General features: G+C 54.9%; 19 protein-coding genes, 1 tRNA gene, 1 other RNA gene and 1 pseudogene. 11 read left to right on the top strand and 11 right to left on the bottom strand.

The features are described 5' to 3' along the window. Positions 1-135 precede the first annotated feature (135 nt). Positions 136-223: transfer RNA gene (locus QLG08_RS03440), tRNA-Ser, on the top strand. A 41-nt stretch (positions 224-264) separates the two neighbouring features. After that, positions 265-389: non-coding RNA, RtT sRNA (locus QLG08_RS03435), on the top strand. 91 nt (positions 390-480) lie between these two features. Here QLG08_RS03435 and QLG08_RS03430 read toward each other — a convergent pair. The 4 genes from QLG08_RS03430 to QLG08_RS03415 form a co-directional block, all read right to left on the bottom strand. Beyond that, a complete protein-coding gene (locus QLG08_RS03430; RefSeq protein ID WP_014605595.1) occupies positions 481-834 on the bottom strand; it encodes a type II toxin-antitoxin system MqsA family antitoxin in 354 nt (117 codons plus the stop codon). After that, entirely contained in the window at positions 824-1,177 is a 354-nt protein-coding gene (locus QLG08_RS03425; RefSeq protein ID WP_282472807.1) for a type II toxin-antitoxin system RelE/ParE family toxin, read from the bottom strand. The genes QLG08_RS03430 and QLG08_RS03425 overlap by 11 nt, the downstream gene beginning before the upstream one ends. A gap of 362 nt (positions 1,178-1,539) precedes the next feature. After that, complete coding sequence (locus tag QLG08_RS03420) at positions 1,540-2,487, bottom strand: sulfonate ABC transporter substrate-binding protein (RefSeq protein WP_015700094.1); 948 nt, start codon at positions 2,485-2,487, stop codon at positions 1,540-1,542. Positions 2,488-2,581: 94 nt separating this feature from the next. Next, a complete protein-coding gene (locus QLG08_RS03415) occupies positions 2,582-4,468 on the bottom strand; it encodes an aliphatic sulfonate ABC transporter substrate-binding protein (RefSeq protein WP_028715241.1) in 1,887 nt (628 codons plus the stop codon). Positions 4,469-4,488: 20 nt separating this feature from the next. Here QLG08_RS03415 and QLG08_RS03410 point away from each other — a divergent pair, with 20 nt between their 5' ends. From QLG08_RS03410 to QLG08_RS03385, 6 genes are all read left to right on the top strand, one after another. Then, positions 4,489-4,641, top strand: a complete 153-nt coding sequence (locus QLG08_RS03410; RefSeq protein ID WP_176017546.1) for a hypothetical protein — start codon at positions 4,489-4,491, stop codon at positions 4,639-4,641. Between the two features lie 101 nt (positions 4,642-4,742). Further along, complete coding sequence (ssuD, locus tag QLG08_RS03405) at positions 4,743-5,915, top strand: FMNH2-dependent alkanesulfonate monooxygenase (RefSeq protein WP_013026120.1); 1,173 nt, start codon at positions 4,743-4,745, stop codon at positions 5,913-5,915. A gap of 15 nt (positions 5,916-5,930) precedes the next feature. Next, positions 5,931-7,343 carry an FAD-dependent oxidoreductase gene (locus QLG08_RS03400; protein ID WP_282472806.1) on the top strand — a complete coding sequence of 471 codons (1,413 nt, stop codon included), beginning with the start codon at positions 5,931-5,933 and terminating at the stop codon, positions 7,341-7,343. A gap of 68 nt (positions 7,344-7,411) precedes the next feature. Then, complete coding sequence (locus QLG08_RS03395; RefSeq protein ID WP_013026122.1) at positions 7,412-8,821, top strand: LLM class flavin-dependent oxidoreductase; 1,410 nt, start codon at positions 7,412-7,414, stop codon at positions 8,819-8,821. 233 nt (positions 8,822-9,054) lie between these two features. Further along, positions 9,055-10,515, top strand: a complete 1,461-nt coding sequence (locus tag QLG08_RS03390; RefSeq protein WP_282472805.1) for an MFS transporter — start codon at positions 9,055-9,057, stop codon at positions 10,513-10,515. Then, positions 10,508-11,710 (top strand): acyl-CoA dehydrogenase family protein, encoded by a 1,203-nt coding sequence (locus QLG08_RS03385; protein WP_072136866.1) that lies wholly within the window; start codon positions 10,508-10,510, stop codon positions 11,708-11,710. The genes QLG08_RS03390 and QLG08_RS03385 overlap by 8 nt, the downstream gene beginning before the upstream one ends. A gap of 68 nt (positions 11,711-11,778) precedes the next feature. Here QLG08_RS03385 and phoH read toward each other — a convergent pair whose 3' ends face one another. From phoH to putP, 5 genes are all read right to left on the bottom strand, one after another. After that, a complete protein-coding gene (gene phoH, locus QLG08_RS03380; RefSeq protein WP_013026125.1) occupies positions 11,779-12,567 on the bottom strand; it encodes a phosphate starvation-inducible protein PhoH in 789 nt (262 codons plus the stop codon). Positions 12,568-13,144: 577 nt separating this feature from the next. Further along, the gene (gene efeB / locus QLG08_RS03375; RefSeq protein ID WP_028715243.1) at positions 13,145-14,434 is read right to left on the bottom strand and encodes an iron uptake transporter deferrochelatase/peroxidase subunit; all 1,290 of its coding nucleotides are present in this window, start codon (positions 14,432-14,434) and stop codon (positions 13,145-13,147) included. Further along, a complete protein-coding gene (efeO, locus tag QLG08_RS03370; RefSeq protein ID WP_013026127.1) occupies positions 14,434-15,555 on the bottom strand; it encodes an iron uptake system protein EfeO in 1,122 nt (373 codons plus the stop codon). Before efeO ends, efeB begins: the two co-directional genes overlap by 1 nt. Positions 15,556-15,604: 49 nt before the next feature. Then, the gene (gene efeU / locus QLG08_RS03365; RefSeq protein ID WP_013026128.1) at positions 15,605-16,432 is read right to left on the bottom strand and encodes an iron uptake transporter permease EfeU; all 828 of its coding nucleotides are present in this window, start codon (positions 16,430-16,432) and stop codon (positions 15,605-15,607) included. 190 nt (positions 16,433-16,622) lie between these two features. Next, positions 16,623-18,107 (bottom strand): sodium/proline symporter PutP, encoded by a 1,485-nt coding sequence (gene putP / locus QLG08_RS03360; RefSeq protein WP_022623275.1) that lies wholly within the window; start codon positions 18,105-18,107, stop codon positions 16,623-16,625. A gap of 443 nt (positions 18,108-18,550) precedes the next feature. Between putP and putA the strand changes: the two genes are divergently transcribed. Continuing rightward, complete coding sequence (putA, locus tag QLG08_RS03355; RefSeq protein WP_013026130.1) at positions 18,551-22,495, top strand: trifunctional transcriptional regulator/proline dehydrogenase/L-glutamate gamma-semialdehyde dehydrogenase; 3,945 nt, start codon at positions 18,551-18,553, stop codon at positions 22,493-22,495. A 74-nt stretch (positions 22,496-22,569) separates the two neighbouring features. Continuing rightward, a pseudogene (locus QLG08_RS03350) lies at positions 22,570-22,803 on the top strand (respiratory nitrate reductase subunit gamma); the annotation flags it as partial. A gap of 97 nt (positions 22,804-22,900) precedes the next feature. On the opposite strand, the gene QLG08_RS03345 reads toward QLG08_RS03350, so the two are convergent. Further along, complete coding sequence (locus QLG08_RS03345) at positions 22,901-23,980, bottom strand: acyltransferase family protein (protein WP_282472804.1); 1,080 nt, start codon at positions 23,978-23,980, stop codon at positions 22,901-22,903. A 959-nt stretch (positions 23,981-24,939) separates the two neighbouring features. Here QLG08_RS03345 and QLG08_RS03340 point away from each other — a divergent pair. Further along, positions 24,940-25,548, top strand: a complete 609-nt coding sequence (locus QLG08_RS03340) for an NUDIX domain-containing protein (protein WP_013026133.1) — start codon at positions 24,940-24,942, stop codon at positions 25,546-25,548. Positions 25,549-25,732: 184 nt separating this feature from the next. On the opposite strand, the gene QLG08_RS03335 is transcribed toward QLG08_RS03340, so the two are convergent. Then, on the bottom strand, positions 25,733-26,812 hold the full coding sequence (locus QLG08_RS03335; RefSeq protein WP_015700083.1) for an acyltransferase family protein: 1,080 nt from the start codon (positions 26,810-26,812) through the stop codon (positions 25,733-25,735). Positions 26,813-26,913: the final 101 nt, after the last annotated feature.

The raw sequence follows: 26,913 nt of genomic DNA, 5'->3' as shown, positions 1-26,913 counted from the left end.
CGATTTGCGCAGCCTTAACGCGATTCGTTCAGAGCTTAAGCGAATAGAAAAAAAGAGAAAAATAGTGCTTGACCGTTTCAGGCCGACTCCCTATAGTAGCGCCCCGTTGACCCAGCGCGGTCAGCAACAATTTGCGGTGAGGTGTCCGAGTGGCTGAAGGAGCACGCCTGGAAAGTGTGTATACGGCAACGTATCGGGGGTTCGAATCCCCCTCTCACCGCCATCTTCAAAGAAGAGCCTGAACTCACGTTCAGGCTTTTTTTTACATATTCTCCGCCGAGGGGGATGAGAAGCCCCGACCGGGGTTCGACAAAACGGCCCGCCGTTTTGCATGGCCGTCAGGCCACCCGCAGGGCGAGCGCAGCGAGTGAATCCCCCTCTCACCGCCATCTTCAAAGAAGAGCCTGAACTCACGTTCAGGCTTTTTTTTTACATATTCTCCGCCGAGGGGGATGAGAAGCCCCGAACGGGGTTCGGCGTCTAGATACCTTGATGCTTAGAGGTAAAGAGTTCAGGGCCGTTATCGCGAAGGAGTTGTAGCATCCGCATCACCGGTGGGCTCGGTGTGATTTCACCTCGCTCCCATTTCGATACGCTATCGACCGTCATGCCAAATGAGAGCGCCACAAGCGATTGCGACATTCCCCAACGCATGCGCACGTCTTTGATTTCAGTTGCTGTCATGGGCTTTACTGATGCAATACGGGCACGGAGTTCACGATTTTTTGCGCGCTTTGCTATGGACTCCACTTCTTCATCTGTTGCCAGTCCTAACGCGTGAAACGCTTTCGCATCTTCAAGTAGTTCACTCAATTCGGCGGGTTCAGTTTTCATTACATTTAACCTCTCTGACCATTCCGCTTCTGACGAGCAGGCTCATCACTTCACTATTTGCACGGAAAAACATTCTTGCCACATCCCTGTAGGTATCCAGCTGATCTTCATCGATTTCCCTGGCATATTTCCTCGACAAGTTTTTAACCCATCCATCGTAATAAACCAGGTTGGTGCCTTGTCTGAAGAAGATGACCGTTCGCACGCCGCCACGCTTGCCTTGGTGAAGAGCAAGACGCTTTTTAATAACGCCACCGCCTAAGTCAGCCTCAAACACGCCAGTAATAACGTCACCTGCTGCGTAACACAAGACGCTGTCTGTCAGACGCGTTTTTTTAAACACTCTGTCAAAACGTTATGAACATAAAGCGTAAAACCCATGAAAAGTCCCTTTTCATTATGGCGAGAATTGTAGTAATGATTACTACACATCACAAGCCAAAGGCCCCTGGTCTTACGTCCAAATGGATCTGAAGCTATTTGTAAAAAAGCAAGAAATCCAATCGGTGCGCATCGCCATTACCGCTGGCCATGAATAACACCCGCCCACACTATCAGCGATTCAGATTCCCCACTCACCTGTTCACGCCTTGCGTACGCGAAGTGCGAGCCGCTCCCCAAAAAATTACGCGCTACGAAATGTATCCCCCACCAATACAAAAGGCCTACCGGTCTACCCGCCAGGCCCTTTAACACATTCACCCGTTACTTTTTATCCAGCGACCATGTCGCGCTGCGGACATCGACCTTCACCGGCAATAAACCGATTTGTGTAAATTTATCTGCCAGTGCCTGCTGCTCTTTGAAAACATCCGGCGTCATGCGCTCGGCCCCTAAGGGCATTCTTGCCAGCGCGCGCTGCCAGATAGGTTCGGGCAGGCCAGTCGAGCCAGACAGAATTTTCGCGGCTTCGCCCTGGTTTTTATTGGCCCAGCTGCTCAGCTTTTGCAGCTCTGAAAGAACCTCTTTGGCCTCGTCTGGATGACCTTCCGCAAATTTGCGGCTGGCCAGATAAAAGGTGTAGTGCGGTACCAGCCCCTCGGCATTTTTAAGCAGCCGCGCGCCGGCGGTGGTTTCTACTTCCGCCAGGTAAGGGTCCCAGATGACCCATGCATCTACAGCGCCTCGCTGGAAAGCCGCTCGCGCATCAGCAGGAGGAAGATAAACCGGCGTGATATCCTTGTATTTTAGCCCCGCCTGCTCAAGGGCTGATACCAGAAGATAATTCACATCCGATCCCTTGTTCAGGGCGACGCGCTTGCCTTTTAAATCCTTGACACTTTTTATCGTCGAATCCGCAGGCACCACTATGGCTTCGGTTTGTGGATTTGCCGGTGAATGGCCCAGATAAACCAGGTCAGCCTGCGCGGCTTGCGCAAAAGTTGGCGGCGCATCGCCCGTTGCGGCCAGATCGATGCTGCCTATGTTGAGCCCTTCCAGCATTTGCGGTCCCGCCGGAAATTCCACCCAGTGCACGGCAATCCCCTGCTTTTTGAATTCACTGTCGAGCGTGCCCCGGTATTTCAGTAAGGCAAAAATGTTGGCTTTCTGAAAACCGATATTCACTACCCTGGGTTTCTCTTCTGCGTGTGCCGTCACGATGCTGCTAATGTGCGCGACCGCAAGCAGTGCGCTGAATATGATTTTTTTCATGTCTCTTTCCTGAGTGGTGTTGTCGTCAGCGCAACATAGCAAATCAGGCCTCAACGCCTTAATGCATAAAACTTCTATCTTTAGTCATAAAACGTCATTGCGACCACACCGCGTCACGTACGTTAATCGCGCGGGGAAAGAGGCCCAGCGCGTAGAAACGATCCGCGATTCTTTGCTGCTCACGAATGATCGCCAGATTCATTGGTTGCGTCTGGTGGCTCCGCCGGGCCAGCGCCAGGCGCAGCGCGCGATCAGACATCCCCAGCTCCCCGGCCAGCAGCCCGGCGGCCTCTTTAGGATGGGCATCAATGTAGCGCCCCGTCTGCTCCAGCGCGGTTACCAGTATTTCTAAAAGGTCTGGAGACTGGTTCGCGAAGTGGCGATCGGCAAGGTAGAACTGATGGTTATTCACCCGTCCTACGCCGTCGGCAATGACCCGGAGCTGTTCCCCTTTTTCTGCCTCGCTCAGCAGAGGATCCCACATCATCCATGCATCAACGGCATTCAGATCGCTGGGCGTGAGCGGGTATTTAGGCGGCGCGTACACAATCCGCACGTCCTCTGGCGTCATCCCCGCCTCATCAAGGATTTGCAGCAGCAGAAAATGCACGTTGGAACCTTTATTTACGGCAATACGTTTGCCTCTTAAGTCTGCCATCTGGTTTATCTGACTGTGCTTAGCCACCAGCAGCGCCACGCTCTGTGGCGCGGGCGGCTCCCAGGCGACGTACACCAGAGAACAGTGACTGGCCTGGGCAAATAAAGGCGGCACTTCGCCGGTGGTGCCAAAATCAATTTCCCGATGGCTCAGCGCGTGCAGCAGCTGAGGCCCGGCGGGAAATTCGCTCCACAGGATGCTGACGTTTTGCCCGGCCAGCTGCTGTTCAAGCTGCTGGCGCGCTTTGAGGATGCCAAGGTTGCCAAACTTTTGATAACCAATGCGCAACTCGCGCTCCTGCGCGCCCGTTGTTGACGCGGTGCGAAGGGTTGAAGTCAGGCTGCGACGCGGCTTGATGATGCCGTAATGGCCAAGATGCGTACGCAGGCTGTTACGGCTAATCCCCAGCAACGCCGCGGCCTGTAACTGGTTGCCCTGGCTTAGTTCATAGGCATTTCTCACCAGTGCCTCAATGACGCGGGGATAAAGTGGCGTGTCACTGCACTGGATCTGCTGGCGAATAAAATCATCAAGCGCATCCTGCTTTTGTACCCGCCCCGTGCCCGTCACCGTGCCCAGCCGCAGCTGTTGTGGTTCTACCTGCGGTGTTTCACTGAGCAGCACCGCGTTGTGTAATGTATTTTCCAGTTCCCGTATATTCCCTGGCCAGGAATGGGCCTTGAGCGTTTCCATTGCCTCGTCGCTCAGGCGCAGCTGCGGTCGCCCCAGTCGGCGCGCATAGCTTTGCAGAAAATAGTTAGCCAGAACCGGGATATCCTCACACCGCTGGCGCAGCGGCGGCAAGGCAACGCTGGCGACGTTTAACCGGTAGTAGAGATCCTCGCGAAACCGCCGCTCGGCTATCGCAGTCGTCAGATCGCGGTTCGTCGCGGCAATCACCCGGACGTCAACCTTTACTGCGCGAGAAGACCCCACGCGGGTAATTTCCCTTTCCTGCAGTACGCGAAGCAGTTTGACCTGAAGCGGCAGGCTCAGCTCGCCGATTTCATCCAGCAGTAACGTCCCGCCCTGCGCGGCCTCAAACCAGCCACGATGACGGTCGGTCGCGCCGGTAAATGCCCCCTTCTCATGACCAAAGAGTTCTGATTCTGCCAGGCTCTCCGTTAGCGCACCGCAGTTCACTGCCATAAAGGGCGCATGGCGACGCGGGCTGTGATGATGCAGATAGCGCGCCATCACCTCTTTGCCCGTGCCGGTTTCACCAATGATTAATACGGTCGCATCCGTGGGCGCCAGCTGATCCAGAATATGCCTGAACGCCAGGGAAGCAGGGTCAATTAAATCGGGGCCAGCGTGCTGCATAGCGCGTTCCTGCTGAGTGAATGAGCGCTAAAGATATCCCTTGTTGCGGCCAGAAACGAGCCGCTGCCCAGCGTGAATTGCTGCAAATACAGCAGTATCCGTCACACATTGCTGCATTTGCAGCAGTGACCGCCGTCGCAATAAAAACCTATCTTATTGATATTAAAAAATAAAAAACACTTAAACTGTTGGCACGTATCCTGCTTAAGGCTATATAACTGAAAATGAATTTTCTAATTGCCAATTTCAAATATCGTTATAAAGGAATCTGCTAATGCCTGATACCGCTGAAAAAAACATCAATCTTTTTTGGTTCTTACCGACACATGGTGACGGGCGTTATTTGGGAACCACCCAGGGCGGCAGAGCGGTAGACCTGCCCTATCTGCAACAGGTAGCCCTTGCTGCCGATAATCTGGGTTTCTATGGCGTTTTAATTCCCACTGGAAAAAGCTGCGAAGATGCCTGGCTGGTAGCCTCTGCGCTGGTGCCGATTACCAAACAGCTTCGTTATCTGGTAGCCGTCCGGCCGGGATTGCAGCCACCCAGCCTGGCGGCGCGCATGGCGGCTACGCTGGATCGTCTGTCTGAAGGACGTTTGCTGATCAATGTGGTGACCGGCGGCGATCCGGTTGAAAACAAGGGCGACGGCATTTTTCTCAGCCACGCAGAACGTTATCAGGTCACCCGTGAGTTTCTTGATGTCTATTCCCGCCTGCTTAAAGGAGAGAAAGTGGACTATCACGGGGAGCATATTCACGTGGAAGGGGCTGAGATCCTCTTTCCACCGGTACAGGCCGAAGGTCCACCGCTTTATTTCGGTGGCTCATCCGATGAAGCGGTTGACGTTGCAGCCCGTCAGGTTGATACCTATCTGACCTGGGGCGAACCCTTAGCGCAGGTTGCCGCTAAACTTGAAGGGGTGCGGAAGCGCGCAGAGGAACGCGGCAGGACGCTTTCCTACGGAATTCGTCTGCACGTCATCGTGCGGGAAACTGAGGAAGAAGCCTGGGCCGCGGCGGATAAGCTGATCGCACATCTGGATGAAGACACCATCGCCGCCGCCCAGAAAATCTTTGCCAGAATGGATTCGACCGGACAGGCTCGCATGAGCGCACTCCACGGTGGCTCGCGTGATGGACTGCGCATCGGTCCCAACTTATGGGCTGGCGTCGGTCTGGTACGCGGCGGCGCGGGTACCGCGTTGGTGGGAAATCCGCAGCAGGTCGCGGAACGGATTCGGGAATACCAGGCGCTGGGCATTGATAACTTTATTCTGTCCGGTTATCCGCATCTCGAAGAAGCACACCGGGTTGCCGATTTGCTGATGCCGCTGTTGCCGCTTTCAACCCCTGCGGGAAATAAACAGCGCACGGTTAATACCGGTCCTTTTGGCGAAACCATCGGAGGCGACCGTCGTCCCGAAAAACAGGCCAGTGCAAGCTAATCAGAGAGGCAGTGTATGTCCGAGCAGCATATTGTCATTGTGGGTGGAGGATTCAGCGGAACGGCGCTGGCCGTTCATCTTGGTCGTCTGGGCGGCGCGGGCCTGCGCGTCACGGTCATTGAACCCCGCGCGCAGCTGGCCCAGGGTGTGGCTTACTCGACCACCGACCCGGCACATCGCACCAACGTGCCCGCCTCGCGCATGCAACTCGCCGGCGACGAGGAGGGCAGCTTTGAGCGCTGGTTCCGTGCCTCTGCCGCATTTGCCAGGGATGCGGCGGCTGAATGGCACGACGGCACGGTTTTTCCGCAGCGCAGGCAGTTTGGCCAGTGGGTCAGTGAACAGTTTGATGCAGTAAAACAGCATTCCCCTGTTGAGCTGTTGCATGTGCAGGACCGCGCCGTTGCGCTGCGACAAGGTACGGTCAGCACCGCATCCGGCGCGCATCTTAATGCTGATATCGTGGTACTGGCCATCAGCCATCCCGCGCCTCAGCTTCCCTCAGCCCTGGCTTCGCTGGCACCTCACCCGGCACTGATTGCCGATCCCTGGCGGGAAGGTGCCCTGTCACAGATTGCGCCTGACGACCGGGTTGCCATTGTGGGTACCGGCTTAACCATGTCAGACATGGTTGCGACCCTGGACCGTCAGGGACATCGCGGGCCAGTCACCGTCTTTTCCCGACGCGGTCAGCTTCCGCGTTCCAGCCTCACTGAGGACAATTTCAGCTGGCATCTTGGTATTGATTTCAGCAAACCTCTGGGCGTTCGCGCCTGGCTACGCCGGATCAGACAGGAAATTCGCCAGGCGGCGGCCAGGCACATCCCGTGGCAGGTGGTGTTCGATGAGGTCCGTCACAACGGTCAGGCGATTTGGCAAAGCCTGTCGCTGGATGAACAACGGCGTTTCCTGCGGCATCTGCGGCCATGGTGGGACGTTCACCGTTATCGGATTGCCCCCCAGGTTGGGCAGGTGTTAAAGCACCACCAACGCAGCGGCACACTCCGCGTGCTCGCCGCACGACTGACCGCGGCGGCGGCGTTGCCCTCTACCATCAGGCTCAGCCTGCAACCGCGTTTCGGCGGCGTACAGGCGCTGGAGGTGGACAAGATCATCGTCACCACCGGTCCTGCGCATGGCGCGTTGATTGAGCGCGATGCGTTACTCAACCAGCTGGCTCAGGATGGCGTTATTCAGTCCGATCCGCTGGCGCTGGGAATTCATGTCAATGCCCGGTCACAGACGCTAAACCCCAAGGGCCAGGCGAATCCTCATCTGTATGTGGTCGGGCCTGCGGCGCGCGGACGTTTTGGTGAATTAATGGGCCTGCCGCAGGTTGCCACACATGCTGAGGCCGTCGCACGCCAGTTGCTCAACCTCACTGATGACACGCGTCATGAGCGATGTCCCCTTTCTCTGACTAATTAATTTACCCCCCTTTTTCATCCCAACGAAGTGGGCGGCCCGACAGTGCCGCATCCGCTCAGGAGTTTGCTATGCCTAAACAACGTGAAATCCGCCTTAATGCGTTTGATATGAACTGTGTGGGTCACCAGTCACCTGGCCTGTGGGCGCACCCTCGCGACCGCTCGTGGCAATACAAAGATCTGGAATACTGGACAGATTTGGCGGTCCTGTTGGAACGCGGTAAGTTCGACGGCCTGTTTATCGCCGACGTCTTGGGGATTTACGATGTTTTCAACGGGAATAATGATGCTGCTCTTCGCAGTGCCGCCCAGGTACCGGTCAATGACCCGCTGGCTCTGATTACGCCGATGGCGATGGTGACAAAGCACCTCGGTTTTGGCCTGACCGCATCACTCTCTTTTGAGCATCCCTATCCGTTTGCCCGGCGCATGTCGACGCTGGATCATCTGACCAAAGGTCGGATCGGCTGGAATATCGTTACCTCCTATCTGGAAAGCGGAGCCCGCAATCTGGGACAGGTCAGCCAAACCAGCCACGATGCGCGTTATGACTACGCCGACGAATATCTGCAGGTGGTATACAAGCTGCTGGAAGGCAGTTGGGAGGATGATGCCGTGATACGCGATCGCCAGCGTCATATTTTCAGCGATCCCAATAAGGTGCATCCCATTAATCATCAGGGAACGTTTTTCCAGGTACCGGGCATTCATCTGTGTGAGCCTTCGCCCCAGCGCACGCCTGTGCTGTATCAGGCAGGCGCATCCAGCCGCGGTAAAGCCTTCGCCGCACAACACGCCGAGTGCGTATTTGTTGCCGCGCCGTCTAAAGTGCTGTTGAAGAAAACCGTGGCTGATATACGTCGTCGTGCAGAGGAGGCCGGTCGCGATCCGCGCAGTATTCTGATTTTCAATATGCAAACGGTCATTGTGGGGGAAACCGATAAAGCGGCCCAGGCCAAGTGGCAGGATTACAAACGCTATGTCAGCCATGAAGGCGCACTGGCGCTGATCTCCGGCTGGACCGGCATCGATTTCAGTCAGTACCAACCCGATCAGGTTTTTAAGCATCTGCATACCGATGCCATTCAGTCTGTTGTAGAGAGCTTCTCCACAGCCGATCCGCAGCGTGAATGGACGGTGCAAAACATGGCCGACTGGGTGGGCATTGGCGGCTTTGGCCCCCTGCTGGTGGGCAGCACAGAAACCGTTGCCGATGAACTGCAAAGCTGGGTGGAGGAGACGGACGTGGATGGCTTTAATCTGGCCTATGCCCTCACGCATGAAACCTTTGCTGATGTCGTCGATCTGCTGGTGCCGGAACTGCAAAAACGTGGCGTTTATAAACAGGATTACCAACCCGGTACGCTGAGAGAGAAGCTGTTTGCTAAGGGCGCCCGCCTTGAGCATCCTCATCCCGGCGCAGGATATCGACGCACAACCTCGGTATCAGGCCGGGTTGTGCCTGCGGAGGCATCATGAGGGGATTTAACGATCTGTTCGGATAGCCCGTCTGCCGCTGAGCAGACTGACATCACGTCCCCTTGCCCGCTAATTTTACCGGATGCGTCACAGCGCACCCGGTATTTCCCTTATCTACAAAAATCAAATTAACTTATTGAAATTAAAGTAATAGTTATCACTTTTTGTTGTTTGTTTACATCGCGATTCCTGCATATAAAGGCGTCACCTGTACAGACAATAACGAGGATAAAATGAGCACATTAAATATCGATGACGATGCCGCGATCCCCTTACCTCACTCAACGCCCATTCGCTCCGTCAGCGACGTTGCAAAGTTGATTAATACGCAAAGTGAGAAAAACAGCTACGCACGCTGGATCGTGTTTCTGGCGTTAGGCGGCGTATTTCTGGATGCCTACGACCTGACCACCCTGTCTTACGGCATTGATGATGTCGTGAAAACATTCAGCTTAACGCCCACATTAACCGGACTGGTCACCTCATCCATTATGATTGGCACCATTGTCGGTAATCTGGTCGGGGGCTGGCTGACGGATAAATATGGCCGCTATTCCGTCTTTATGGCGGACATGCTTTTTTTTGTGGTGTCCGCTATTGCGGCCGGCCTGGCGCCGAACGTCTGGGTACTGATTGGCGCGCGCTTTTTGATGGGCGTTGGTGTGGGCATCGATTTGCCTGTCGCGATGGCCTATCTGGCCGAATTTTCGAAATTCTCCGGAAAGGGGAATAAAGCGTCGCGGCTCGCCGCCTGGTGCCCCATCTGGTATGCCGCGTCTTCGGTGTGCTTTCTGATTATTTTTGGCCTTTACTTTCTGCTGCCTGCAGAGCACCTCGACTGGCTGTGGCGCGCTTCATTGCTGTTTGGCGCAGTGCCTGCCCTGCTCATCATTGCTGTGCGCAGCAGGTTTATGAATGAGTCTCCGCTGTGGGCCGCAAACCAGGGGGATTTAAGCGGCGCAGCGCGAATCCTGCGCGATTCGTACGGCATTCACGCGCACGAAGATAAGCGCGCTGAGCCGGCGGCCAAACCCGTCGCCCAGGCGGTCAGTTTTCGCGTCTTGTTTCAAAAACCTTACCGGGAGCGCACCGTTGTGGCGGCGGTGATGAACGCCTGTATTTCATTCGAATATACGGCGATCGCCTTTTTCCTGCCCTCTATCCTGGCGCAGTTTCTGGGGGCGGGCGTCTTTGAAACGATCTCCGCCTCGCTAGGACTTAACGCGCTGTTCGCCTTTACCGGCGGCCTGCTTGGCATGCGTCTGGCCTGGCGATTTCCGTCACGCCATGTTGCGATTGCCGGATTTGCCCTGCAGTTTATTGCGCTGATCTCACTGGCTCTGATTGGCCATCCTGTTGCAACCTACGGCGTCGTATTTGCCATTTTACTGCTGGGGCTATGGTTGTTTGCTGAGGGCTTTGGGCCAGGAGCGCAGTTAATGATCTATCCCGCCCTCTCCTATCCCACGCACATTCGGGCCACCGGCGTCGGTTTTAGTCGTTCCGTCTCGGGCATCGGGAGCGCGCTGGCGCTGTTCATTCTGCCCATATTGCAGGCGGCTTATGGCACCAATATGTTCTGGATCGTGTCACTGGCCGCCCTCATTCCCATCATTTTCCTGTTAGTCGTCCGGTTTGAACCCACTCGTCACGATATCGATGACCAGTCAACACACGGAGAACACCATGTCTGAGCCCGATTACACCTCACTGGCGGCGCGTTTCCGCCCCATCTTTGCCCGCATCGCCGAAGGCGCTGCCGATCGCGAACGGAATCGTACCCTGCTTCACGAGCCGGTTCGCTGGCTGAAGGCGGCGGGTTTTGGCACACTGCGTATTCCACAAGCAAACGGCGGATTGGGTGCCTCGCTGCCACAACTGTTCCGCTTACTGACCGAGCTGGCAGAAGCGGATTCTAACCTGCCTCAGGCGCTGCGCGCGCACATGGCCTTTGTCGAGGATCGTCTTAACCAGCCCGACAGTGAGGCGCGCCAGCGCTGGTTTAATCGGTTTATCGACGGTGATATTGTCGGGAGCGGCTGGAGTGAAACAGGCAGCGTTCGATTAGGAGACGTGAATACGCAGGTGTCGCCCGCCGCCAACGGCTGGCGGCTTGAGGGCGAAAAATTTTACAGCACCGGCACGCTGTATGCCGACTGGATTGATGTCTACGCTAAGCGTACGGACAACCAGCGCGATGTCATTGCGGTGGTCAGTACACATCAGGATGCGGTAGTACGGGAGGATGACTGGGACGGATTTGGTCAACGTCTTACCGGTAGCGGAACCACGCGTTTTCATCAGGCCGTTGTGGAACCTGCCCATGTCTATGATTTCAGCGAGCGCTTCCGATATCAAACCGCCTTCTATCAGCATGTCTTACTGGCGACGCTGGCCGGGATCGGCCGGGCTATCGTGCGGGACGTGTCACAGGGCGTAGCAAACCGAAAACGAATCTACAGCCACGGTAATGCCCGTCACGTCAGCCAGGACGTGCAGGTCTTACAGGTGGTGGGACAGATCAGCAGTTGGATATGGGCAACAGATGCCGCCGTGCAGCGGGCCACGCACGCGCTGCAACAGGCTTTTGATACGCACATTCAGGGACAAGATGAAACGCAGATTCATGCCGCCAACGTCCAGGCAGAAGTGGAGGCTGCGAAGGCGCAGGTCGTGGCCGTGGATTGGGTGACGCGTGCGGCCAGTGAGCTGTTTAACGCGCTTGGCGCGTCAGATACGCGAGTGAGTAAAGCGCTGGACCGTCACTGGCGCAATGCCCGAACGATTGGCTCGCACAATCCGGTGATCTATAAAAGCCGTAACGTGGGCGACTGGGAAGTCAACGGGCGCGATCCTACCTTTATCTGGCAAATCGGCAGCGGCGAATAGCGCCCCATCACGGAGATAAAAAACCCGGCCGAAGCCGGGTTTTGGTCGCTACATGACTCAATCGAACGCTAGCTGTAAGCATGCAAAGTACGCTGACACAGCGCGGAACGCACGCAATCCTCTTTGCCGAAACGGACAATGCCCACCATCTCGTCCTCTTCAAAACGCGCCAGCGCGTCCGCGAGACCAGAAGGCACCCCAGCGGGCAAATCGCACTGGGTTATATCGCCGTTAACAATCACCGTGACGTTTTCGCCAAGGCGGGTCAGAAACATTTTCATTTGCGCAGCGGTAACGTTCTGCGCTTCATCGAGAATCACCACTGCATTTTCAAAGGTACGACCGCGCATATAAGCAAAGGGCGCGATTTCAACTTTGCCAATTTCGGGACGCAGACAATATTGCATAAAGGATGCGCCAAGACGTTTAACCAGAATGTCGTAAACCGGGCGGAAATACGGGGCGAATTTTTCTGAGATATCCCCGGGAAGGAATCCCAGATCTTCATCCGCCTGCAGCACCGGGCGCGTAACGATAATCCTGTCGATATCCTTATGAATCAGGGCCTCTGCCGCTTTCGCAGCACTAATCCAGGTTTTGCCGCAGCCTGCCTCGCCGGTAGCGAAGATAAGCTGTTTTGATTCTATGGCGTTGAGATAGTGCGCCTGAGCTTCATTGCGGGCTTCAATCGGAGCACGATCGCGCACATCGCGCGCCATGCCAATCGAGTCCAGCCCACCCATTTGCACCAGCGAAGTGACCGATTCTTCTTCACGCTGACGATGACTGCGGGAGTCATTGCGAAGCACTCGTCTTGCTTCTCGACGCGCTTTGATCACTGCTTTCTGTCTTCCCATAGTGGCACCTTACAGTTGGTTTCATTTCCCGCTCAGGCAACAAGCCCGATGCGATTACGTGAACGCTTTAGAGGTTTCAGTTGGCTTCCTTTAGAGCCGTGACAGGCCATGACGATTGATATCCGGCAGCAAAACAGCCAGGCCGTATACCGGTAAAAAAGGAGTGAGGTTGAAAAGAGAAAACACATTGCGGTGTAAAAGCGGTTGAGGAAGAAACCTCCTCACGGGTAAATGCGATATTTTTTACTGCTGAACGGCTGTAAAAACATCTATCCATGCGCGAACTCCAGTGTGAGACATCAACACGCCCGATTACGCTTTCATAGTAAAGTGAACCATCTTATTGGTATTTTGCAACAGTATTTTCACTTTATTGAAAAATAAATATTCAACCATGCGTTAACGCCAACCTTACTTAAATTAAATTACGCAAGTATTACAGAGAGTTAGTTTATTTTTCAATGCAGCATCAACGGTTTAAAACGGAGCGCGAAAAAACAGGCGGAGGATAAAAAACCTGAGACAGAAATACGGCACGCTGGGCGGTCAGGCACAGAATGCCGTGATTAAAATTTAATCAGCTTTCAAGTAAGGACTGGCCCAAATAATGATTTTCATTGATAACGCCGGGTAATACAAAAAAGTATCCGCCGCCAAAGGGACGTATATACTCTTCCAGCGCTTCACCATTCAGACGGTTTTGTACGGTCAGAAAACCCAATTCTAAATCATGTTGATAACAAACAAACAACAAGCCCATTTCCAACTGGCCTGACGCTGAAATACCCGCCGAATAACTGTAGCCCCGGCGCAGCATCAGGCTGCTTTCGGTCGCAGGCGTGCGCGGGTTCGCCAGCCGAATATGCGCATCCAACGCAATGACATCGCCATCAGGATCCTGGCGATAATCCGGCACGTCGTGCTCGTTTTTCATGCCCAGTGGTGCGCCGCTTAATTTCTCGCGACCAAAGATCGTTTGTTGCTCACCCAATGGCGTGCGATCCCACATTTCCACATGAAAACGGATCAACCTTACTGCCTGATAACTGCCGTGACGGGCCCACGCGGGTTCCGCCTGCTCTTCCGTTACCCACAGCAGCTTATCCATCAACGCCATGTTATGCGTATCGGGATTGGCCGTACCGTCTTTAAAACCCAGCAGATTAATGGGCGTTTCTTTTCCCGCGCTGCGCGCGGCATGATCGGAAATAAACCCTTCCCGTCGCCAGCGAATGCCGAGCAAATCGGGCGTATGTTTCACCACATCACGGAGTGCATGAATCACCGTGTCCTGCGTGTTAGCACAGATTTGCAACAGCAGATCGCCGTGGCACTGATTTGCATCCAGAGAGTCGTTAGGGAAACGGCTCATGGCCTGCAGTTTAGCCGGCTTAAGCGCCGCCAGACCAAAGCGCGAATCAAACAGGGAATGACCGACGGAAACCGTCATCGTCAGGTTGTCCGGGGCAATCTCGGCCCCCAGAATGCCTGAATCCAGCGGCGGCAGCTGTGGGTTGGTCACCGCGGGCGCCATCCCGCCCCGGGTCAGAAACGCGATGCGCTGCGTAAGCAGTTTGAACAAACGCTGCAGTTCCTGCTTATCGCGGGTCAGCACATCGAACGCCACCAGCATCATTGACGCCTGCTGTGGCGTCGTAATGCCGGATTGATGCACGCCATAAAAGGGCTGCACTTGCTGACGCGCGTTCGGCGTTACCGTACCGGGCGAAAAGCTGTCCGGGTTTTCGGCGGCCGCGGCATGAAACGGACACCCACCGCTGACGGCCGCCGCGCCGCCCAGCATCCCCAGTCCTTTCAATAAACGGCGGCGCGATGGCTGGCTTAACGCCTTATCCTTATCCATCATCAATCCAGGCCTAAGGTGCCACGCAGCAGAGAAAGATCTTCCGCCAGGGCAGTAATCGGCCCTTTCAGCGCGGTTCGATCGGCTGGCGTCAGTTTTTCATACGATTCATAACCCTGACCGCTGCGGTATTTATCCAGAATCGCGTCAACTTTCGCGAAATTGGCATCCACTTTTGCCAGAAGCGCTGGATTTGCCTGCTTCAGGACTGGGCGCAACAGCTCGACAATTTTTTGCGCGCCATCCACGTTCGCCCGGAAATCCCACAGGTCGGTACGGCTGTAACGATCTTCTTCGCCGGAGATTTTACTGGAAGCCACTTCTTCGATCAGCCCTGCGGCGCCGCCTACGACCTTGGCCGGGGGGAACGCCAGCTCGCTAACGCGTTTCTGCAAATCGCGCACGTCGTTGTTTAACTGCTCGGCATAGCCCGCCATATCTTTGGTGCTATTATCGGCAAACAACGCTTTCTCAAGCCGGTGAAAACCGGTGAATTTCGGGTCTTCAGCCTTTTTCTCATAATCATCTTCACGGGCGTCAATGCGACCATCCAGATCGGAGAACAGCTCAGCTATCGGCTCTATACGTTCGTAATGCTGGCGCGTGGGGGCAAACAGCGCTTTGGCTTTTTCGATATCTCCGGCTTTCACCGCATCCGTAAAGGCCTGGGTTCCCGCCACCAGCTGGTTGACTTCGTCCGTCACGTAGGCTTTGTAGGCGTTGATTGGCCCCGCCAGCTGCATCAGTTCTGTTTTACCTTTCTGCACGTTTTTGCCCGCGCCGCCCTGGACAATCAGCTTGCCTTTCGGATTCGTCAGCAGGCCGCAGGTCATTTCATATTCGCCCGCTTCAAGGTTGGCGGTCAGTTTTTGACTGAAGCCGGGCGCAATATTTTCGCGCTCCTCAACCACCATCACCCCTTTCAGGATTTCCCATTCCAGCGCCTTTTGGCTGTTGTTTTTGATCAGAAACTGAGTCTTGCCCGCCTGAACCGTCAGTGACATCGGTTCACACTGCTTGTCCGTGACACTCACGCTAACCTGTGGAATGGCTGCAGCCAGTGTGGAGCCGGAAACCGCCAGCAGCGAAGCCAGCACCGCGTGACGACGAAAACGCTTCTTCATATTTTTCCCTATTCAGTCAGAGGCGCGCCTGACGCGCCTGGTAAACGCGTTAGCGCGCAGCGGCTGAGGTTCCAGCACGTGCAGGCATAACAAACAGTAATAATGCCGGAATCAAATAAAGCAGCCAGACGGCCACTTCACTTACGCTGGGGGCTTCCTGATAACCCAGAATGCCTTCAAGCAGCGTGCCAAACAGTGAATGGGTCGATAAGGTGTTACTCATATCGAACGCCACCTGCTGAAAATGGTTCCACAGCCCGGCTTCATGAAAGGCACGGATAGCGCCAGCTGCCAGCCCCGCGGCCACCAGAAGAATAAAAAGGCTGGTCCAGCGGAAAAAGTGCGCCATATTCAGACGAACCCCGCCCCAGTAGATCAACATGCCCAGCACAACGGCCGTCGCCAGGCCAAGCACGGCCCCCAGCGGCGGCGCATAACCGACGTCCTGAGTGAAGGCGGCCAGTAAAAAGAACACTGACTCCAGCCCCTCCCGGGCGACGGCAAGAAACACCATCAGGACCAGGGCCAGGCCGCCCCCGGCTGATTTCTGTAAAGCCTGATCGACCGCCTGCTCCAGTTCCAGCTTGATATTGCGCGCCACCCGGCGCATCCAGAACACCATTGAGGTCAGGATGACGACCGCGACCACCGCAACAATGCCTTCAAAAAGCTCTTGCTGCTTCTGAGGAAACTCCCCTGTGGTTTGGTTGATGACGATGCCCAGCGCAAGGCAAAGCGCAGCGGCAATAAACACGCCCGCCCACATGGCAGGGAACCATTGTGTGCGCTGCGTCCTTTTCAGGTAGCTGGCAATAAGGCTCACGATGAGCGCTGCCTCCAGGCCTTCACGCAGCATGATGAGAAAGGGAACAAACATCGCCGACCTCTTGAATGTTAAGCAGCGTCAATGGGACGTAAATTTACGTAAAAACGAACGATACCGATTATCATTACCACTCAGAAAAAAACAAGTTCCTCCGTGAAATAATTTCGTAACTGTCTGTGCCAGACGCAGGCCAAAAAAAAGCCCGCCCTTTACAGGGCAGGCTTTTCAACACGTTCGCGCCTTATTTAGTCTGGAATTCTGCCTCGGCAGCATCGAAGCGTTCAATGGCCGCTGCAGAAGGTTCCCGGCCTGCCAGGCTGAAGACCACAATGGCGATACTGGCAAAAATAAAGCCCGGAATGATTTCATACAGGCCGAGCCAGCCATACTGTTTCCATACCAGTACCGTGACCGCACCGACAATCATTCCCGCCAGCGCACCGTTGCGGTTCATGCGTTTCCAGCACACGCCAAACAGGACTACCGGTCCAAATGCCGCGCCAAAACCGGCCCATGCGTAGCTGACCAGGCCTAACACCCGATTTTCGGGATTCGACGCCAGCGCGATGGCCACTAACGCTACCAGCAGCACCATGAGGCGCCCTACCCAAACCAGTTCTTTCTGGCTGGCATTCTTGCGTAAAAAGCCTTTGTACAAATCTTCCGTCAGCGCACTGGAGCAGACCAGCAGCTGGCAGCTGAGCGTGGACATGACCGCCGCCAGAATGGCAGACAGTAAAATACCGGCAATCCACGGATTAAACAGAATACGTGCCAGCTCAATAAAGATGCGCTCTCCATTCTGTGAAACGCCCGCAGCCAGAGAAGGATTATTGTGGAAATAGGCGATCCCAAAGAAGCCCACGGCCACCGCGCCCGCCAGACAGAGAATCATCCACGCCATGCCGATACGGCGCGCGGTACGAATGGAACGATGTGAATCCGCCGCCATAAAACGTGCCAGGATATGAGGCTGACCGAAATAGCCCAGTCCCCAGCCCAGCAGTGACAGCACGGCCACGAAATTCAGGCCTTTGAACATATCGACGTTTTCAGCGTTTTTGGCCTCAATCACCGCCATCGAATCGCTCCAGCCACCCACGGCGATGACCACGATGACTGGCGTCAGGATCAGCGCGAAGATCATCAGGCTGGCCTGAACGGTATCCGTCCAGCTCACCGCCAGGAATCCGCCCACCAGGGTATACAGAATGGTGGCGGCGGCACCGGCCCAGAGGGCGGTGGAGTAATCCATACCAAAGGTGCTTTCAAACAGACGCGCGCCCGCTACCACGCCTGATGCGCAGTAGATAGTGAAAAACACCAGAATCACCACGGCAGAAATGACCCGCAAGATTTTGCTGCGATCTTCAAAGCGGCTGGTAAAGAAGTCAGGCAGCGTCAGGGCATTATCATGGTGTTCCGTCTGAACCCGTAAGCGCCCCGCGACAATCTTCCAGTTAAACCATGCACCAATAATCAGGCCAATGGCGATCCAGCTTTCAGAGATACCGGAAAGAAAAATGGCACCCGGCAATCCCATTAGCAACCATCCACTCATATCGGAGGCTCCAGCGGACAGCGCAGTCACGACACTGCCCAGGCTGCGTCCGCCCAGAATATAGTCGTCGAAGTTTTTCGTTGAGCGCCAGGCAATAAAACCGATCAGCACCATCCCAAGGATATAAATTAAAAAGGTCACCAACATTGGCGTACTTACTGTCATTTGTTTCTCCGTTATTATCCGATCTCTTGAGAGAAATCTTTTTCCTGCCCCCCTCGGAACGTGAAGGCGTCAGGCTGTTACCGCATCAAGAGAAAGCGATTTCCCTTAAGGCGCGGTATCCTGCCGTAAAGGCACGGCGCACACAATGCATTTAACACATCCGTCACATCAGTTTCACCTCTCAATCCCTTTTAAATGCTCACAGGTTGCGCCCGCTCACAATAAAGTTGCACCTTTGCAATGATTTCACCCTTTAAATTGAATGAGGTTGCAACTTTGGCGAGTTTTTTGCAGCAAGATTTGTGCCGCTTTTAAATGTTAATTAAAAAAGGGGTTTCAAAGTGTGCAACCGAGGTCACATTTAACCTGGTTGCACAAAGTTGCAACATGGGTAATAGTGCAGCCCATGCTCTGGTCAAAACCGTTTTAAGGAAGAGAAAATCATGGGAACAACAACCATGGGGGTGAAGCTGGATGAAGCCACCCGCAACCGTATTAAACTGGCGGCGCAGAAACTCGATCGCACGCCACACTGGCTGATCAAACAGGCGATCTTTAATTATCTGACCCAGTTAGATGCGGGTGAAACGGTGGATGAGATCCCCCTGCAGCTTAACGACTCAGCGTCCGATGAGCTTGCCCCGGAAGAGATGGTTCAGCCCTTCCTTGAATTCGCCGAAAACATTTTGCCGCAGTCGGTCGCCCGCTCTGCGGTGACAGCCGCCTGGCGCCGTCCTGAAACTGATGCTGTTCCCATGTTGCTTGAGCAAGCGCGCCTTCCCGCCGCCCTGGCAGAAAAAACGCAGCAGCTGGCGCACCAGCTGGCCGACAAGCTGAGGCACCAAAAAGGGGCGACCGGCCGTGCCGGCATGGTGCAAAGCCTGCTGCAGGAGTTTTCACTCTCCTCTCAGGAAGGTGTGGCATTAATGTGCCTGGCCGAGGCTTTGTTGCGTATCCCGGATAAGCCCACCCGCGATGCGCTGATCCGCGACAAGATCAGCAACGGTAACTGGCAGTCACATCTTGGCCGCAGCCCGTCACTGTTTGTGAACGCCGCGACGTGGGGACTACTGTTTACGGGCCGTCTGGTCTCAACGCACAATGAAGTCAACCTGTCGCGCTCGCTCAACCGAATTATTGGCAAGAGCGGCGAGCCGCTCATCCGGAAAGGCGTGGATATGGCGATGCGCCTGATGGGCGAACAGTTCGTGACCGGTGAAACCATCGCCGAAGCCCTGGCCAACGCCCGCAAGCTTGAAGAAAAAGGCTTCCGTTACTCCTACGATATGCTGGGTGAAGCCGCCCTGACGGCCAGCGATGCCAAAGCCTATCTGGTTTCTTATCAGCAGGCGATTCACGCCATTGGTAAAGCCTCAAACGGTCGGGGCATCTATGAAGGCCCAGGCATTTCTATTAAGCTGTCCGCACTCCATCCGCGCTACAGCCGCGCGCAGTATGATCGGGTGATGGATGAACTGTATCCTATTCTGAAGTCGCTGACCCTGCTGGCCCGCTCTTACGACATCGGCATTAACATTGATGCGGAAGAGGCCGATCGTTTAGAGCTGTCTCTCGATATGCTGGAGCGGTTGTGTTTTGAACCCGAGCTTGAAGGCTGGAACGGCATAGGTTTCGTGATTCAGGCTTATATGAAGCGTTGCCCGTTTGTGATTGATGAGCTGACAGATCTGGCCCAACGCAGCCGTCGTCGTCTCATGATTCGCCTGGTGAAAGGCGCTTACTGGGACAGCGAGATCAAACGCGCCCAGGTGGAAGGGCTGGAAGGCTATCCGGTTTATACCCGTAAGGTGTACACCGACATTTCTTATCTGGCCTGCGCCCGTAAACTGCTGGCAGTGCCCAATCTGATCTATCCGCAGTTTGCCACACATAACGCGCACACGCTGGCCGCGATCTATCAACTGGCGGGCAATAACTATTATCCCGGACAGTATGAGTTCCAGTGCCTGCATGGCATGGGTGAACCGCTCTACGATCAGGTGGTAGGCAAAGTGGCAGACGGCAAACTCAATCGTCCCTGCCGCATCTATGCCCCCGTAGGTACACATGAAACCCTGCTGGCTTACCTGGTGCGTCGCCTACTGGAAAACGGTGCGAATACCTCCTTTGTTAACCGTATTGCCGACACGTCCATGCCGATAGACGAGCTGGTCGCCGATCCGGTGAGTGAAATTGAAAAACTGGGTGCCAGCGAAGGCACCCTGGGCCTGCCACATCCAAAAATCCCGCTGCCGCGAGACTTATATGGCAGCGACCGGGTTAACTCTGCGGGTCTGGATATGGCTAACGAGCACCGCCTTGCTTCCCTGTCCAGTGCTCTGCTGAGCGGCGCGAGTGAGCCTTATCTGGCACAACCGCTTATTGACGGCCCTGCTGGTAGCGGAGAAAGCCAGAATGTGGTGAATCCGGCCGCGCCGTCGGACGTCGTCGGTACCGTTCGCCATGCCTCAGAACAGGAGGTTTCCCAGGCCATTGAGGCGGCGGTCAATGCCGGTCCCATCTGGTTTGCCACTCCGCCGCAGGAGCGCGCGGCCATCCTTGAGCGTGCAGCACAGTTAATGGAAGGTCAGCTACAGCAGTTGCTGGGCATTCTGGTGCGCGAAGCCGGTAAAACCTACAGCAACGCCATTGCCGAAGTGCGTGAGGCCGTGGACTTCCTCTATTACTACGCTGGCATCGTCCGCCTTGATTTTGACAACGAAACGCACCGCCCACTGGGACCTGTGGTCTGTATCAGCCCGTGGAACTTTCCGCTGGCCATTTTTACCGGTCAGGTCGCAGCCGCGCTGGCGGCCGGAAACAGCGTGCTGGCGAAGCCTGCCGAGCAGACGCCGCTGATTGCCGCGCAGGCCGTTGAGATCTTACTGAGTGCCGGTGTCCCGGCTGGCGTCGTGCAACTGCTGCCGGGCCTCGGTGAAACCGTGGGCGCACAGCTCACCGGAGACGAACGCATTCGTGGCGTGATGTTCACCGGCTCCACGGCGGTCGCCACCCTGTTACAACGTAATCTGGCAGGCCGGCTGGATCCCCAAGGCCGCCCCACTCCGCTGATTGCTGAAACCGGCGGCATGAATGCCATGATTGTCGATTCATCCGCCCTGACAGAACAGGTGGTGATCGATATCGTCGCCTCGGCCTTTGACAGCGCGGGTCAACGCTGCTCTGCGCTGCGTCTGCTGTGCGTTCAGGAGGACGTCGCGGAACATACGTTGAAAATGCTGCGTGGCGCGATGGCGGAGTGCCGTATGGGCAATCCGGAGCGCCTGTCCACCGATATCGGCCCGGTGATCGATAAAGAGGCCAAAGCCAACATTGAGCGCCATATTCAGGCCATGCGCAATAAAGGCTTTAAGGTGTTTCAAACGGCGCAGGATCATCCACAGGACAGCAAAGAGTGGGCAACCGGAACTTTTGTGAAACCGACGCTGATTGAACTTGATAAGGTCAGCGATCTGACGCAAGAGGTTTTTGGTCCGGTGTTGCACGTTGTGCGCTTCACCCGCAGCGGCCTGCCGCAGTTGATCGAACAGATTAACGCCTCGGGCTATGGGCTGACGTTAGGCGTCCATACCCGCATTGACGAAACCATCATGCAGGTCACCGCAGCGGCCAAAGTGGGCAATCTGTACGTTAACCGCAACATGGTTGGCGCGGTGGTGGGCGTGCAACCGTTCGGCGGCGAGGGTTTATCCGGTACCGGTCCGAAAGCGGGTGGCCCGCTTTATCTGTATCGCCTGCTGGCGAATCGCCCGGACAACGCACTCAGCACCACCCTCGCCCGTCAGGATGCTGAGCGCCCGGCCGACCATGCCCAGCGTCAGCTGCTGCTGGCAGCGCATCAGGCATTGAGCGAGTGGGCAAAAGATAAGCCTCAGCTGTCTTCACTGTGCCAGCATTATGCCGAGCTGGCTCAGGCAGGCACGGTACGCCTGCTGCCAGGTCCAACAGGGGAACGCAATACCTTCCTGTTGCTGCCGCGTGAGCAGGTACTCTGTCTGGCGGATAACGAGGAGGATGCTCTGATTCAACTGGCGGCGGTCACCAGCGTAGGCAGCCAGGCACTGTGGCAGGACGATGAGCTGCACCGCGCACTGCTGGGCACCTTACCGGCGGCGGTGAAAAACCGCATTACGCTCTCCAACGATCCCCTGTCTGCGCATTTTGACGCCGTTATCTATCACGGTGATGCCGACCAGCTCCGCAACCTGTGCGAACAGGTTGCGGCGCGCGAAGGTGCCATCGTGTCGGTGCAGGGTTTTGCGCGCGGCGAAACTAATCTGCTGCTGGAACGTCTGCTGATTGAACGTTCGCTCAGCGTTAACACCGCAGCCGCGGGCGGCAATGCCAGCCTGATGACAATCGGGTAACGTCCTTCAGGCCGATCGCTTACGTTAAAGGTTCATGCCCGGGCATGAACCTTTTTTTTGCGCTGAGCATTGGGCGATATATGGACGGCCCTGGCATGATGAAACAGGTCGGCTGGGCACAGGTGGTGATCATGTTGCGGGGCAACGCCTCACGCTGGCTTGACGGGGTGGAAGGGATTGATCGTATTCACCTGATTCTGGGAGTGACGATTTTTCTGGTGTTTCCGTTTATCCGCCTTGTGCACATCTGGAGCGCGCCGGTCGAGTATTTCACGCGCCGCTATCAGGTGATGCGCGCGCGTAACTAAGCCTGACCGCAATCCGGCCCGCTATCAGCGGCCGGCTTCATTGCGCTTTTTACACCACGCCTTTTTCTGTTCCCGCATCCTGCGCCACCTGCCCCGGTTACGCCGCCGGGTACACAGGCCGTTTTATCAGCGTCGGGAAGCGAAACAACGCGCGCCCGACGCCATGATTTGTCAGCGACCAGACGGCAACGGACGCCAGTGAGCAGAGGGCGACAATGACCAGCGGATAGAGGCAGGCCCACAGCCACGAAAACCATGCCAGCGCAAAGAGCTGGTGGCGCTGCGCAAACAAAATGGCCGTCATGCCGAAATACTCAATAAAGATGCGATGCAGGACGTAAATAGGCAAGGTGTGACGGCCAATCCAGTTGAGCCACGCCATGCTACTGACCTGATTTAACCCGCGACAGGCCGCCACGCTGATGAGGATGGCAAGAACAGATAAGAAGAGGCTTCTGTCGAAATCGAACAGAGCGGGCAGGCCCGCCAGCAGCAGCAGTAACAACCACGGCAGTCCGTTTTGCCTTCGCCACTCGCTTAAACGCAGTATCTGCGAACACCAGAACGTGCCGAGCATGAAGAAAACAAAATACTGCGCCAGACTCTGCGGGCCCCAGTAGGGAATGATTTTTTCAACCGCCAGATAATTAAGCACTGCGGCCATAAGCAACAAAGGCAGGTTGTAACGTTGAAAAAGTTTGGCAAGAAGAAAGTAGATCCCCAGGGCATATAAATACCATGAGGTGCTCATCGCCAGAAACGTCAGCGTCAGGAACTCAGAAAAGGTTCCCGCATAGGCCGCATTGATATTTTGTGAAATACGCTGCCCGGTAATTTCCGTTGAAATGCCCGTGATGGCCCCCCACTGAATGGCTCCCCACAGCAGATAGAGATAAAACAGATTTGTCATCCGGCTGGTCGCGATATGTTTCCAGGGGCGGTCAATGATGGCATTTCTGGCCAGTAAACCCGACACAAAGAAAAACGCGGGCATGCGCAGCGGCGATAATAACGTATTAAACTGCACCCACATCTCTGCCATCCATTCACCTGCGGCCAGATCTTTCACCCGGCTTTCAAAACCGGGTAACACCGTGTGATACAGGACGACCAGCAGGATACAGATTCCCTTTAGGGTATTAATCCATGCAATATCTTTTTTTTCACTTTTCGTCATCAGGCTTTTTCCGTCGCTGTGTCATGTACAAACAAGTTATTCGAACTGCCGACGTTATCGTTATACGAAAAGTATTCCCTATGCTCGCACTCCTGAATGTAGCGAAAGTCTTAAAGTCCCCTTCCCGGAAGGGTTTAAAACCGTACTTTACAATACAGGATGTTTTCTGACATTTATCCCGAATTTAATTTCAACGCAGGGAATTGTTGTCAGACGACGGAATAAATAAGGTGTTCTTATCTGAATAAATAAGAAATGTCCAGGTGTTGCTGCCCGTTAAGCATCAGGTCAGTTATTAAATCAGTTGGCCTGGGTCGCGCAGGACAGGCGAGGTATTTTATCCCATGGCCCTACGCTGTTGCGTGAACGCGCGCTGCAAAAGCCGTGCGGCGCTATGCAGGCATCCTGCCGCAAAGGCCCCAATGCCCCGCGCATCCTGCCCCTCAGATCCATGACTTTATCGTTGCGGCAACAGATAAACGTTTCATCGCGCGATGCCACACCGCACGATGACGTCCCGGCGAATTTTCACACTCAACGCTTGCTTAACCTTATTTCTGGCTTTATGTCAGGTCAGGTGACTCATCTTAAGTACAGGTAACGTTACTGTGCGTGTTTGATTAGCGCGAGTGGCTTATTCAGCCAGGTAAAATCGTTCGTTTATGCCCTTTTCGGCTAAATTTTTCCCTGCATTATTGCCTGTATCTTTATTTCAGGTTCGAATATCACCTTAAAAAAGACAGGGCGTGGATAAAACACCGCTAAACGTTATTCGCTTAGGTGTTCCTTTCGGAAATATCGCTGACAGGTGAAAAGTGCATTTTTAGGTTTAGGTTTAGGTTTAGGTTTAGGTTTAGGTTTAGGTTTAGGTTTAGGTTTAGGGGTGATTTTTTTAATGTCCACTCGGCACGCTGTGTCTGAATGGCTCTTCCAGACTTACTTACCAATGGAATCTCAATATGAAGCATGCGCATTATACGCCCGTTTCCACCACCGCGACCGTTAACAACCAGCAGATACTGGCAAACGACTGGGGCACCCTGACCAAATACGATATGACCTATGTCCGTTCCGATGGGACAGAACAGCGTTTCACGCGTGAAGCTTACGATCGCGGCCACGGTGCGACTATTCTGCTCTACAACCGCGATGACAGAACGGTCATCCTTACCAGCCAGTTCCGGCTGCCTGCGTTTTTGATCGGTCATCACTATGAACTGATTGAAGCCTGCGCCGGTTTGCTTGATGAGCGGGACCCGATTCAGGCAATAAGAAGTGAAGCCGAAGAAGAGACCGGATATAAGCTGAATGAGGTCACTAAGATTGGCGAGATATTCATGAGCCCGGGTTCCGTCACTGAGCGTCTGCACTTTTTCATCGCCCCTTTTACCCGCGAAATGCGGATTAACGAGGGCGGAGGCCTTGCTGCTGAAGGTGAAGATATCAAAGTCATTGAGGTGCCGATTCAAGAGGCGCTTGCGATGATTGATGCCGGCATCATCATTGACGCGAAAACCATTATTCTGATTCAGCACCTGGTCATCAAAGGCATTTGTCTCCCGGCATAACACGGCACGCAAAGAGCAGCCTCAACATGAAGTGTCCCTTCCCCGACCAGAGGCGACTGATGCTTCTCGCCCTGTCAGCTGACGCGACAGGAACAGGCTAACCGGGGAGAAATGCTTACTCCCTGCGGTGCCCGCCAGAGAAAGGATACGAAACGGGCCAGCATGCTGGCCCGGTACGTCAGGATCATGAGGCTTGGGTTTCTGGCTGCCGTTTACTGATTAAACGTGGATGAATAAACAGCATCCGTCCCGGCCCCCGGTTCAGCAGCGACCAGACCATCAAAGACAGGAGCGTGCAGACTGCCACTCCGGTTAACGGCATCAGCAACGCCCATGCCCAGCTAAAACCCGCGTTGCCAAACCAGCCGTAGTGCAGCGCCAGTGAGATGGCGCTCAGCCCCACCAGTTCGATAAAGATACGGTGCAAAACATAAATCTGCAGCGTGTTACGCCCTATATAGTTCAGCCACGCCATATTGAAATGCGCATTAAGAAAACGGCACAGCACAATACCAAAGACGATGGTCAGCAGGCTGTAGAACGGGTTTTTATATATGCCGCCCAGATGATGGGCAATGCCGATCGCCGCGATTGCGCCCAACCAGAGCCAGTGACGACCTTTTAAACCGCTCAGTTCGATTAACGTTGCGCTAAAAAATACGCCCAGTAAGAAATAGAGATAGTTCTGTGCCACGCTGGCCGGGCCCCATCCGGGGATCAGGCTAAACTGCGCGGCGTAGTTTGCCGCTATTGCCGCAGCCACCAGCAGCATCTTCTGCCGATGGAAAAGTTTAGTGACCAGAAAAAACCCCGCCAGAGCATACAGGTACCACAGGCTGGTCATCGACAGCATCAGCAGTTTAATAAACTCCATTGGCGAATCCGCATAGGCGGCGTTTTTGCTGCTGGACAGCCGCTCGCCCAGGTGGGTTGAAATGTAGTGGATACTCAGCCACTGGATTACGCCCCACAGCAGATACAGGTAAACGATGTTGCTGAACTTTTTAGTGAAGACCGCTTTCCAGCGTTTATTGATCACCGAGTTACTGGCCAGCAGGCCGGATACAAAGAAAAATGCCGGCATCCGTAAGGGGGAAAGCCAGGTATTAAACGCCACCCACGCATGAGCCGGTACGATACCGGCTGTCAAATGATGAAGCGCTGGCGCGAAGGTTGTAATGATGGAGTGATGCAGTACCACAAGTAAAATGCATCCCCCTTTTAGGGTATTGATCCAGAGGATTTCCTTCCTGGGTTGGTTCATTATGTCTTCCCGATCGTGCAATGAATTTGTGAAGAATTATTAATATTTAGCGGGAAGTCTCAATCAGGCGGCTCTTAAAAGTTACAATCTGTTACCTCAGG

The organism is Pantoea sp. V106_11 (assembly GCF_029967885.1).
Taxonomy (GTDB): domain Bacteria; phylum Pseudomonadota; class Gammaproteobacteria; order Enterobacterales; family Enterobacteriaceae; genus Pantoea; species Pantoea ananatis.
This window is presented reverse-complemented; position numbering and strand designations above follow the sequence as displayed.